At 34.1% G+C, this 11,423-nt stretch carries 10 protein-coding genes and 1 pseudogene; 5 read left to right on the top strand and 6 right to left on the bottom strand.

Features of this window, described 5'->3' with window-relative positions:
- Positions 1 to 324 precede the first annotated feature (324 nt).
- Positions 325 to 1,536 (bottom strand): L,D-transpeptidase family protein, encoded by a 1,212-nt coding sequence (locus FC77_RS03165; protein ID WP_056970092.1) that lies wholly within the window; start codon positions 1,534 to 1,536, stop codon positions 325 to 327.
- A gap of 142 nt (positions 1,537 to 1,678) precedes the next feature.
- Between FC77_RS03165 and FC77_RS03160 the strand changes: the two genes are divergently transcribed.
- Both FC77_RS03160 and FC77_RS03155 read left to right on the top strand, forming a co-directional pair.
- Complete coding sequence (locus FC77_RS03160; RefSeq protein ID WP_054681576.1) at positions 1,679 to 2,479, top strand: DUF4931 domain-containing protein; 801 nt, start codon at positions 1,679 to 1,681, stop codon at positions 2,477 to 2,479.
- Positions 2,480 to 2,651: 172 nt separating this feature from the next.
- On the top strand, positions 2,652 to 4,979 hold the full coding sequence (locus tag FC77_RS03155) for an SLAP domain-containing protein (RefSeq protein WP_056970091.1): 2,328 nt from the start codon (positions 2,652 to 2,654) through the stop codon (positions 4,977 to 4,979).
- 63 nt (positions 4,980 to 5,042) lie between these two features.
- Here the strand turns inward: FC77_RS03155 and FC77_RS03150 are convergent, their stop codons facing one another.
- The 5 genes and pseudogenes from FC77_RS03150 to FC77_RS03130 all read right to left on the bottom strand — a co-directional run bounded on the left by FC77_RS03150 (position 5,043) and on the right by FC77_RS03130 (position 9,331).
- Positions 5,043 to 5,636, bottom strand: coding sequence for an extracellular solute-binding protein (locus FC77_RS03150; protein WP_054681569.1), 594 nt, complete (start codon positions 5,634 to 5,636; stop codon positions 5,043 to 5,045).
- Positions 5,602 to 6,342: an ABC transporter substrate-binding protein gene (locus FC77_RS03145; RefSeq protein WP_056970090.1), complete on the bottom strand. Its 741-nt coding sequence runs from the start codon at positions 6,340 to 6,342 to the stop codon at positions 5,602 to 5,604. Before FC77_RS03145 ends, FC77_RS03150 begins: the two co-directional genes overlap by 35 nt.
- A pseudogene (locus tag FC77_RS03140) lies at positions 6,335 to 7,015 on the bottom strand (response regulator transcription factor). The gene FC77_RS03145 and the pseudogene FC77_RS03140 overlap by 8 nt, the downstream one beginning before the upstream one ends.
- A complete protein-coding gene (locus FC77_RS03135) occupies positions 7,008 to 8,318 on the bottom strand; it encodes a sensor histidine kinase (protein WP_056970089.1) in 1,311 nt (436 codons plus the stop codon). Before FC77_RS03135 ends, FC77_RS03140 begins: the two are co-directional and overlap by 8 nt.
- Entirely contained in the window at positions 8,318 to 9,331 is a 1,014-nt protein-coding gene (locus FC77_RS03130; protein ID WP_082137221.1) for a substrate-binding domain-containing protein, read from the bottom strand. Before FC77_RS03130 ends, FC77_RS03135 begins: the two co-directional genes overlap by 1 nt.
- Positions 9,332 to 9,554: 223 nt before the next feature.
- On the opposite strand from FC77_RS03130, the gene FC77_RS03125 reads away from it, so the two are divergent.
- From FC77_RS03125 to FC77_RS03115, 3 genes are read left to right on the top strand one after another with little or no spacing between them, the layout of a single operon-like run.
- Positions 9,555 to 10,001 carry a PTS sugar transporter subunit IIA gene (locus tag FC77_RS03125; protein WP_056970088.1) on the top strand — a complete coding sequence of 149 codons (447 nt, stop codon included), beginning with the start codon at positions 9,555 to 9,557 and terminating at the stop codon, positions 9,999 to 10,001.
- An 18-nt stretch (positions 10,002 to 10,019) separates the two neighbouring features.
- Positions 10,020 to 10,523, top strand: a complete 504-nt coding sequence (locus FC77_RS03120) for a PTS sugar transporter subunit IIB (protein WP_056970087.1) — start codon at positions 10,020 to 10,022, stop codon at positions 10,521 to 10,523.
- 37 nt (positions 10,524 to 10,560) lie between these two features.
- Positions 10,561 to 11,421 carry a PTS mannose/fructose/sorbose/N-acetylgalactosamine transporter subunit IIC gene (locus tag FC77_RS03115; RefSeq protein ID WP_054681559.1) on the top strand — a complete coding sequence of 287 codons (861 nt, stop codon included), beginning with the start codon at positions 10,561 to 10,563 and terminating at the stop codon, positions 11,419 to 11,421.
- The last annotated feature ends 2 nt before the right edge of the window (positions 11,422 to 11,423 follow it).

The raw sequence follows: 11,423 nt of genomic DNA, 5'->3' as shown, positions 1-11,423 counted from the left end.
TTATTTGCTGTGCTAAAAAAGGCATCCATTAATCAAAATGGATGCCTTTTAAAAGCCCAGCGATTGTCAATGTCTTAACTTAATGACATTGACCACGCGTACTGTTTTATTAAAATTTATTATTCACAACTGTTTTAGCTTTATAATAAATTAAGAAATTTCTGATGATAGTGATAACGTTAATTACAATTTTTCAGAAAGCATTTACTATTATAACTATATTTCACTTTACAATAATTTGATTAAAAAATAAGCACCTTGCTAATTTTTTAGATTTAACAAGGTGCTTATTTACGTAATTTTGAATAATTATAGGATTTCTTTTTAATTGTAGACGATGACTGCTTCATCCTTAATTACATTTTGCCATACCGGATGAATCTCGCTTGGTTGAATGTTTATACAGCCGTGAGAACCACCTTTAAGATAGGCAGTCTTACTCCAGTCGGTTCTCCAGCTGGCATCATGCAAGCCACAACCACTTAAAGTAAATGGCATCCAGTATTTAACTTTGGAAGCATATTTGCTTCCATCGCTGTTGTATCCACGTAGTGTACTTGGTGATTCCTTATATTGAATGTACCAAACACCTTGTGGGGTACGGTCACCTTTGCTGCCAATCTTGGTACCAGTAACAACATCGTTTAAGTTAACAGCAACTTTGCCTTTTCTGACAACCCACAATTCCTGCTTCTTTAAGGAGATAACGACATAGTTATCACCAATGCCATGGTTCTTTTTACCGTAGCCATGGGCGTAAGTATTATAGCCTAAGCCATAGATATAATCGCCACCGTTGAGAGATTTAGTACCATTGATGTAAGCTTTCTCTATAGCTTGCTTAGCTTTTTTAACATAAATACCCCAGCCATAACTTTCATTTTTAACAGTAATTGTTTTTCCATTAATTTTTGTGCCAGATGGGACGGTAAAGTTATAACTTTGGTGTAAAGTAGAAACGGCTTTATTAATTTTATTTAATCTTGCCGTTAAATCGTTAGTATTATCAAATTTATATTTACCATCTTTATAACTGGCTTTATTAATTAAATCTTTCGCCTTAAGCGGATAAGTCTTCCCATCCAACTTATAATTTACAGTTGCTTGCTTAACCTTATTTAATTTGTTTTGGGCTTCAGACAATTTTTTGAATTTATAGTTGTAGTTCTGCTTGCTTGGTGTAGTTGTATGCTGCTTTTTAAAGTAACTTTGGACAGTTGACTTATCTATTGTTTTGGTAGACTGATCACGTTCAGGCGTTACCTTGCCATTTTCTAGATAGACAACATTGTCGGCTTTTTTATTAATTTTTTGTGTTGCTTTGTCAACGGTTAAATTACCAACTTTTACCCCATAAATGGTAACGTTAGGATTAAAGTGAGTAGTGACAAAATGCCGTTCTTTACTTTGTGATTCGACATCATGGTTGTGAACAACCACGCCTAAAATGATTACTAAAATAACAACAATACCAGCTATAATTAAATAAAGATTATTGCGGTTAGTGTGTTTTCTTAAATCTTTTCTTGACTGCATGTATAATTACCTACTAAATAAATTTATTCTACGAATGCAAGTTTGCTACCTGACAGCTTATCATCTATTGTCATGTTAGTAAAGTAAGCGATTTTAACTTATTATTTTATTAACTAATTCTATTAAAAGAGGAAAAATAATGATGAATAATGATCCAATTGTTTTTCAATTGAATGCAGCTAAAGATAAACCGCAGTCTTATCGAAAAACTAAGAAGAAAAATAAAAATGTATGTCCTTTCTGTGATGTAGAGACTTTAACGGATATATATAAACGCCAAGGTGATATGATTTGGCTACATAATAAATATCCAACTTTACGGGATACTATACAAACGGTTCTGATTGAATCACATGATCATAATGGAGATATTTCTACCTATACTAGAGAACACAACCGAAAATTAATGAAATTTGCGTTGAGTTGTTTTGAAACAATGAATGATAGTAATGATTACAGATCAGTTCTTTGGTATAAAAATTTTGGCCCGCATTCTGGAGGTTCGTTATCCCATCCTCACATGCAAATTGTTGGTTTTAAGCATGAAAATGGGTATAAGTATATCCAGCCAGATAATTTTGAAGGCGAATCGCTTTTTAAAAGCAAAAATGTAGAGGTGAATATCGCTAAACATCCGGTTCAGGGTTATACGGAATTAAACATTAATTTATTAAATAAAAATGATTTAAATCTTTGGGCGGATTGGATTCAGAGCGGGTCTAAATACATGCTTAACATAATGTATGACGGCCGTTGTGATTCCTATAATTTATTCTTTTATCCACGTAAAGATGGTGGTATTTGTGCTAAGTTTATTACTCGTTTCGAAGCTCCACCATATTTTGTGGGTTATAAATTATCCCAAGTGAATGATGGTATAGCTTTAGACAAGGAAGCTCGTCGTTTTAGAAAATTTTTTGATAACGGATCAAAGTTAGAATAATAAAAGGCATTTCAAATTGAAATGCCTTTTTAGTTGCTTATGTTTTGGTTAAATAAAATGGTGACATTTATCATCTTACAATTTTAGAAATGATATGAGCATAATATAGTTGTCATGGCAAAGAAAGCGCTTTAAAATTTGTATTTTTTACTAAATTCTATTGGGAGAAATTATGGCAAGTGTAAATAAACATGTTAATTATAAATTGATTACTTCAATTGCTGCTGCGACATTATTAGGATTAATTGAATTACAAAGTCAAACGGTAAAAGCAGAGGTAAATGATACACCCCTTATAATACAACAACGGGTTAACCAAGATGATAATAATGATCCGTTGTTTAACGGTGCTGATGTTTCAAATGGGTATACTGATAAAGGCTATACCTATGTAGAACCAACTTTAACATCCCCAGAGCGTCAAGACTCATATCATTTAACGACTAATCAAGGTTGGTCGAATGATTTGCAAACTATTAACTATAATCAAAAAGATAATAATTATAATTTATATTATCTTCATACAGAGGGTGGAGCTAATGGCAATGCAACCGGTGGTCAAAACTGGCAGCGTGTAACGACCAAAGACTTTACTCATTTTAGCAAACCCAATACTGCTATTCAGGATAAAGGAAATATTAAAGATGCTTGGGGTAGTGCCTGGACAGGATCAATTATTACTAATAAAGGTAATATTACCGGTGTACCTAAAGGTGCACAAGTAGCTTATTTTTCAGGGTTAAGTATTAAGGATAAACAACAGAATATTTGGGCAGCCTGGTCGGATAATGATGGTCAAAGTTTTGATCATATCCTTTATAATGGCTTTCCAGTAATTGATCATTATTGGGATTGGACTTCTAAAAATAAATCTGATGAAAGAGATCCTTCGGTTTTTTATTGGCATAATAAACTAATTATGTATGCGGCTGAAGGTAATGATTTAGGTGTTTATCAATCCGCAGATGGTCTCCATTGGTCAAAAGCTAATCCTGAAAATGAAAGTAAGGTTTATAACGATCAGTATTTTAAAGGGCTAAAGTTTGAAGCACCTGTAGAATGTCCTGTTGTTCGAAGCATGAAAATTGCAAATGGAACTGTAAAACAAGTTTTATTCTTTGGTGCTAAATCGCCGCAAGATGGTCAAACTACTGGTACCTATTATATAGTTGGTCATTTAGATAACAATGGGATCTTTTTCCCAGAAAACGATGTTAAGAGGTTAGATCAGGGGACAGATTATTACGGTGCCAATTTTAGTGGTAGCGATGACCTGTCAAAAGCAGATGATTCGCTGATTAGCATGGCTTGGGTAGGAAATTGGAATTATATTAATTCTGGTATAAAAACTAATCAAGAAGATATGCCCGTAACTTCCAAGAGATTGGGTGCTTATACTTTAGCAAGGAAATTAGTTCTAAATAATGATAATACTATTTCAAGTACACCGATTACTACTAATCTTGAAGAAAAAAGTGGTAATGAAGTTAATGGCAATGTTAGTTCTAAACGAGTTGATGAAAATGGTAATCACGAGTTAGTTAATTTGAAAAAGCAACCGGCTAATAGTAAATATGTTCTCCATTTCTCTACAAAAAATAATGAGAATTATAATGGTGCTGTTCAGATAAAATTTACTCAAGGCAAAGATAATAATTCAATTATTTTTAATCCGGCTAATGGACAATATCGTGTTTATGGAAATAGCAGTGAATTAACAGGTGCAGCTGCAGATTATTATAAAAATGGATTATATAGCGGGTTAGGTTATCGTAATGATTCTGGATTGAAAGATAAACAAGATTTTACTTTAACCATTTATACTGATAAGGATTCAATTGAATTATTTTTCCTAAATGGGGAAACTTATACAATGGCCCGTTTTTGTGTAAATAATATTCAAGATGTATCTATTTTAAGTCAGGATCCGAATAAGAATAATAAATTTAATATTAGTTTTAATCAGGTAGGACCTGATTTAGTTGGATATGTGGCTAAACCTAATGATTCAAAGGCAAGTTCTGGAAATACTGATAACAATAATATTGACTTTAACAGTAATAATATTGTTACACCTGATAATTATGTAAAGCCAGAAAAGGAACCGAATAATATGGCTGAGATTAAAGGAACTGCTAGTAATAGTCAGTTGATGCATAATGCATATATTTATGATCAAAATGGTAAGAAGATAAGTAATATCATTTTGCAGGCTTATTCGATTTTGAAAACTTACGGTACTAAAATGATTAACGGTAAGAAGTATTTTGTTTTAAGCAATGATCATTATATTGCTGCGGGTAATATTTCTGGTAGCAAACGTAAACTTAGCCATAATGCTTATATTTATAATAAATGTGGTAAACGTAGTGGGAAGCGTGTATTAAAGAAAAATAAAAGAGTTAATACTTATGGTAGTGCTAAAAAAATTAATGGTAAGAAATATTATGCTATTGGCAAAAATAAATTTATAAAAAAAGCTAATTTTCAAATCAAATAATATTAAAAATTAAAAAAACATATAAAAAAATCTCCTAAAAATTATGATTCTAGGAGAATTTTTTTAATTGCTTATGCTTTGGTTAACTTGAGATTGGATATTAAATAGTTGGGTTTCTAAATTACCAGCTTTCAAGGCATTTTGAATCTTGTAATCTAATTCGTCTAATTTATCGTTATAATCCTTAAATTTAGGGGTAACTGCACCATTTTTGGTGATTACATCCAGCTTTTTAACTGCTAAATTACGATGGTCAATTAATTCCTTATCAAGAATGTTTTGTGTGTTCTTACTTTTGACCACGCTTGGAAGCACAGAACTTCCCATATTGGTCTTCATCAATTCTTGTTGTACATCTTTATCGGCACACAATAATTTCATAAATTGCCATGCTGCTCCTGGATTCTTAGCTTTACTAGAAATGGCAAAAAGTGTGGTAGGCATTGGGGTTGATTTAGCAGCTTTTATGCCAGGCATTTTAGTACATCCCCAGCGGAAATTATTATCCCTAGTGATGTAGTAAGGGTATGAAGTATAAGTGCGGTATTGGGCTAATCCCAACGGCATGAAGGCGACTTTTCCTTCATCAAAAAGTTGCGAGGTAACGTTCCGTAAAGCTACATCATTTGTTAAATTTTCGGTTAATGAAAAGGCCATCGTGTGCCTTACTAGAAGTTAATTGCAATTTATTATCATCTTTAGAAAATAATTGGTTCCCGTATGCTAGTTGCGCATCTTGCCAATTATAATTTGACGTTACACCGTAATACTTTTTGCCCGAATTACTATGAGAAACTTTATGACATGTTTGGTAAAATTTTTCCGGTGTCCAATTCTCATTTGGACTACGTAATTTTAGCTTGCTTAATAAGGTTTTGTTCATGACCATTAAAGTTGGATTAGCTTCATAGGGAAGGGCTAATTGTTTCTTTTTATATTGCCCGGCTTCTAACGCGCTATGATAAAACTCATTTGATGAAATCTTGTCTCTGCTCATCATTGGACCTACATTTTTAAATGCACCTTCACTGGCCAGTAAATTAAAATCATGGCTGGGTACGATTACCAAATCTGGCATCTGTTCCTCAATGATTTTTTCACTTAACCAATTGCGATAATCTTCGCGCCGAATCCCGCTTTCATACTTAATAATGGTGTGGGGATGCTCTTTCTTAAACTTCTTAATTGTATAATCAATCATGTGGTAGGGCTTGCCACTTGGGACATCCCAGCTACTGCCAGTGTAAATCCCGATTGTCAAAGTTCGTTCCCTTGTTTGGGTATGTTTAACCCAAAGACCAATTCCGACGGCAAGTAGGATGATAATGATAAAAAGGTAAGTTAGCTTTTTCTTCTTAGTCATCTTTATCACCAAAAGACTCGCTCGTTACGCCAGTTTGAACTGCCCAGATTGCTAATTGTGTTCTATCTCGTAACTGTAATTTATCCAAAATTTTTGAAATGTAGTTACGAACGGTTCCCTCTGATAAGAATAGCTTTGCTGCTATCTCTTTATTTGAAAGGCCAAACCCTACCTGTTGGATAACTTCTCATTCATGTTTTGAGAAATTTTTAGTATCCTTATCATTAACTTGAATAGCGTAATTAGATTGGGCCATTTTGGAAAACAACTTGAATACTTTTTCTGCAATATTGGGGTTGATCATGGCGCCGCCGTGCTCGACAGTATTAATGGCATTGTATAATTCTTTAGTAGAGACACCCTTTAATAAATATCCAGAAGCTCCATACTTTAAGGCACTGAAAATAAAGTCATCATCGTCGAAAGTAGTGAGGACAATTACTTTAATGTCAGGATATTTCTCTTTGACGTATTTAGTACAAACGGTACCATCCATCTTGGGCATTCGAATATCCATTAAAATAATATCTGGCTTTTCTTTTTTGATACTATCTAGAACTTCTTGCCTGTTGGATACGGTAGAAATAACCTTAAAGTTTGGATTAGCATCAAGGATAATTTTTAAAGAATTTCTAATTAATTGTTGATCGTCGGCAATCATAATTTTAATCATTTGTACTACCTTCTTTTGGTATTGCTACTTTTGTAGAAAATCCGTTGTTTCCGTTAAAACTGATTTTCCCATCAATAATGGCAACCCTTTCTTTCATTTGTATTATACCATATCCTGCTTTTATATGAGTTGTACCCATTCCGTTATCCTGAATGAGCAAAATATAATTCTTGTCACTCTTTGTACAAGAAATTTTTACTTCTGTTGCATGACCGTGGCGCAAAGAATTGGTAACCGATTCTTCAATAATTCGAAAAATTACGTCTTCGGTTGTTTTCTCAAAATCTACTTTGCCCCAATGGTAGTTAAAATCAATTTTGATATGAGAAATATCTGAATATTCTTTCAACATCTTCTTTAATGAAGCTTCCAAAGTATAATTATCGAGAGCGCCAGGCCTGATCTGATTTAACGCCTTACGCACATCTTTTAAACCTTGTTTAACTGCAACTTGAATTTGTTTGAGCTGCTTTTTTGTTGCCTTCGGATCAATGTCGATTAATACAAGAGCAGCATCAATTCCTGCTGCAATCCCGGTTAAAGCATGGCCAACAGTGTCATGAATATCGCGGGCAATTCTTTTTCTTTCCCTATTCTGAGCAATGTGACCAGATAGGGCAGCGTAGTTTTTTAATTCGGTGTTAGTTTTGGCGGCTAAAGCTAACTTGTTTTGAATTTTATATTCACGGGCTAGCTGGCTTAATGCAAAGTAAACCAAAATTAGTATAAACAATACTAAATTGAGGGCTGAAATAAAGTTCTTATAGAATATTAACCGTGAACCAACTTTAGCCGGTAAGAAACTTAAATAAGTAGCTAAATTCGGCAGGGCTATTAAGTGGCTTAGTACTGAATAGTCGGTCATAAGGAAGAGTAGCAGTAATAAAAGGCCTATAAGTAGCCAGATGGGATAATCGTGAAAATTATACTGGTTACGATTACTGATGAAAAAGTCAACAAATACCAGTAAAAAGACGCCGTTGTAAGTCATCCTTAATGAGATAAATACTATAATTGCAAGAATGAATTCTAGTAGAAGAATTAAGTTAGGATTCTTTACGTTGATGTGGTGCCGTAAAGTCATGACGACAGCTAAAATTAAAAAACTGATAGAACTTTCCCAGAAAATACTTTGCGGTGAATCAGGGATGTGCTGCAATTTTGCTAGTAACCGGTAGTCTTGCTGCATCCTGATAATGTAATTGGTCGTATAAAGAAACAAAGTGGCATTAAATAGCACAGCAAAAAAGTTAAGCCACAGCATTATTCTTCGTAAAAGGACAAAATGTTTAAATTTAAGCATTATTGCCACCCCACAGCATTATATTTATTAATATTTTTATTTGTAATTAAGAAAACAGGTAGTGTAATTTTCTTAGACACTTTCTTACCATCAATTAATTTGTAGGCTGTTTTAACAGCAGTTTTACCTAAATTGATTGGCGATTGTGCCGCAGTAGCAGTTGCGTTTGGGTTGACCCCAAGCAGCTTCTTCATGTTTTCAGAACCATCTACACCGTAAACAGAAATGTGCCGTTTGATCTTGGCTTCATTGATTGCTGCTAAAGCTCCCACCGCAGCCTGGTCATTTAGCGCCATCACGGTATCAAATTTTTGCCCTGTTTTTAAGTATTTTTCAACTAAAGGCAGGGTGATCTCGGATTGACCGTAAGTATTTATTTTGCCAACGATATGGTAATTATGTGCATTTTTAGCTTGTTTAATAGTGTCGGTAAAACCTTGAATTCTATTGTTGGCCGAAAGGGCAGAGTAATGTTCTAGTAAAAGGATGTTTGCGTGTTTCTTTCTTTTTAACAAATTTTTTGCACACAATTGTCCGGCACGGTAATTATTTGACAGGATTGTACAGTCAATATAGCGGTCAGATTTAGTCTGGGAATCGACGACAACCACTTTAATTCCATTTTGCTTAGCCTTGTGTAGCGCATTTTCAAGTTTTTGGCTGTTACCGTCAACAGGGTTAATAATGATCGCACTAACTCCCTTGTGAATAAAAGAATTAATTTCTTCAACTTGCTTGTTAACATTTAGAGCCGGGTCGCGGTTATAAAGTTTGCCATGATGATTATTAACGTAATTTTCTACTTGTTCATTGATAACAGGATAGAAGCTGTTGTTCATTGTCATATAACTACTACCAATTTTTACTTGTTGCTTTTGTCCAGGACTTAAAATGAAGAAAAGCCAAATTATAAAAATGAAGAAAATTGCAAAAAAGAGTTCCCCACTTAATAATGCGTGATTATGCTGCTGGATGATTTCTTTTTTCAATCTTTTTATATAATTAGATTTCATTGTCAAAATCGTCATGATCCTTTTAGCTAAAAACATATAAATTATAAAATAACTTATTTTCTCCTTTAATTATCGCCAAAAACAAGGGTTCAATCAATATTTTTTATTAAGCGCTTTCAAAAATGTGACATTTGTCATATCACTTTAGTGACATTTAACACTATAAACGCTTACATAGAATGTGATAACTTTAACATGTATTCAAAAAGAAGGGGATGTGGATATGAAATATATAATTTTAGTTTCTCATGGTAGATTTGCTGAAGGATTAAAAACATCATTAGAGATGTTTTCCGGAGACACTTCCAAACGCGTATTTGCTTTATGTTTACATAACGGTAAATCTGCAGATGACTTTAAGGCTAAAGTTGAATCTTTTTTAGATGATCATCAATTTAAAGATGGTGATGAATTTATTGTTTTGTCAGACATTATTGGCGGAAGTCCATTAACTACATTTTTGAATGTCTTTTCAGAGCGTGGCCTTTTAGACAGGTCAGTCGTTCTTGGCGGAATGAACTTCACAATGGCGCTCACGGCTACAGTTTCCTTAGATACGATGGATAAAGAAGCAATAGCCAAAAAGTCATTAAGCGAGGCCAAAGCTGCTTTGCAACAGTACCAGGTTCCTAAAGCTAGCGATAGTGATGATGACGATGATGATATTTAATTTTTAGGAGGTTAAAAAATGACAGTTTCATTAATTAGAGTTGATGACCGTGTTATTCACGGATTGATTACTACCCGTTGGGCAAAAGAACGTCCTTATGATGGCATTATTGCTGTAAATGATAAGGCGGCTACCAATAAGATTTTAAAGGCAGCTTATAAGTCAGCTGGGGAAGATCAAGGTAAAAAGACTTTTGTTTGGACAACGGATCATTTTAAGAAGGTTCAAAACAAAGTTTTGTCTTCTAAAACCCGTTACTTCTTAATTACTAAGAGTCCACAAGATATGAAGAAGATATTAGTAGATATGAACTTTGTACCTAGTGACCAAAAGGAATTGGTTGTAGGTCCTGGTAATGATCGTCCGGGAGCAATTAAATTAGGTGATAATCAGTCCTTTACTCAAGAAGAAGCAGATGCCTTTGAAGCTATTAGCAAAAAAGGTTACAAGATTCACTTTGCCTTGTTACCTGATAAACAAATTGGCTACTGGGACAAATTTAAAGGTAAGTTTGGCTATTAAATAATAAATTTTCTTGAAATAAAAAAGAGGGAGAAAAATGACTATAAGTTGGTTACAAGCCGCCATCTTAGGTTTGTTTGCATGTTTGTGTTCAAACTCTTGTATGGCTGGCCAAGCTGTTGGTAACTACACAATTGGTCGTCCATTAGTTGGTGGACTTATTTGTGGGATTATTTTAGGTAATATCCCGTTAGGTATTGCCTGTGGTGTTGCTACGCAGTTAGTTTACATAGCTTTGGTAACACCTGGTGGTACTGTTGCTGCCGATGTTCGTGCTATTTCTTATATTGGTATTCCTTTAGCCATGGTTGCTATTACTTCACGTGGCTTAAATCCAATGGGTGCCGATGCAGCTAACATGGCTAAATCACTTGGTACTTTAGTAGGTACTCTTGGTTCAGTTTTGTTCTACGCTGTTGCATTTATGAACTTGATTTGGCAAGCATTTGGTTGGAAAGACATTCAAAATGGCAAATTAAATAGACTTTATGGCGTTAACTTTGGTTGGCCATGGCTCTCACATTTAATCTTCTCATTCTTACCAACAATGTTAATGACCCACTACGGTGCTCAAGCCGTTACTACTTTACGTGATGCTTTACCGATGGATGGTATCCCAATGAAGACTTTGTTTACTGTTGGTGCAATGCTTCCTTGTGTTGGTATCGCAATTCTGCTTCGGCAAATTATTAATAAAGCTGTTGACTTTATTCCATTCTTCGTTGGCTTTACTTTAGCTGCTTCATTACATTTGAATTTAGTTTCAATTACTATCATTTCATTATTATTCGCTGCAATTATGTACGAAATTGAAATTTCTAAAGGTTCTGGCAATAAACCAGAAACAGCTACAGCCTCAGATGATTCTGATGATGACGACGATGAGGAGGACATTTAACG

Origin of the sequence: Lactobacillus acetotolerans DSM 20749 = JCM 3825, assembly GCF_001436775.1 — a bacterium.
Lineage (GTDB): Bacteria > Bacillota > Bacilli > Lactobacillales > Lactobacillaceae > Lactobacillus > Lactobacillus acetotolerans.
Note: the sequence above shows the minus strand (reverse complement) of the source record. Positions and strands in the feature narration are given on the sequence as shown.

Bases quoted from the DNA above. Each gene is read 5' to 3' on its own strand.
- FC77_RS03165 (WP_056970092.1), bottom strand. From the start codon at position 1,536: ATGCAGTCAAGAAAAGATTTAAGAAAACACACTAACCGCAATAATCTT.
- FC77_RS03160 (WP_054681576.1), top strand. From the start codon at position 1,679: ATGAATAATGATCCAATTGTTTTTCAATTGAATGCAGCTAAAGATAAA.
- FC77_RS03155 (WP_056970091.1), top strand. From the start codon at position 2,652: ATGGCAAGTGTAAATAAACATGTTAATTATAAATTGATTACTTCAATT.
- FC77_RS03150 (WP_054681569.1), bottom strand. From the start codon at position 5,636: ATGGCCTTTTCATTAACCGAAAATTTAACAAATGATGTAGCTTTACGG.
- FC77_RS03145 (WP_056970090.1), bottom strand. From the start codon at position 6,342: ATGACTAAGAAGAAAAAGCTAACTTACCTTTTTATCATTATCATCCTA.
- FC77_RS03135 (WP_056970089.1), bottom strand. From the start codon at position 8,318: ATGCTTAAATTTAAACATTTTGTCCTTTTACGAAGAATAATGCTGTGG.
- FC77_RS03130 (WP_082137221.1), bottom strand. From the start codon at position 9,331: ATGAAATCTAATTATATAAAAAGATTGAAAAAAGAAATCATCCAGCAG.
- FC77_RS03125 (WP_056970088.1), top strand. From the start codon at position 9,555: ATGAAATATATAATTTTAGTTTCTCATGGTAGATTTGCTGAAGGATTA.
- FC77_RS03120 (WP_056970087.1), top strand. From the start codon at position 10,020: ATGACAGTTTCATTAATTAGAGTTGATGACCGTGTTATTCACGGATTG.
- FC77_RS03115 (WP_054681559.1), top strand. From the start codon at position 10,561: ATGACTATAAGTTGGTTACAAGCCGCCATCTTAGGTTTGTTTGCATGT.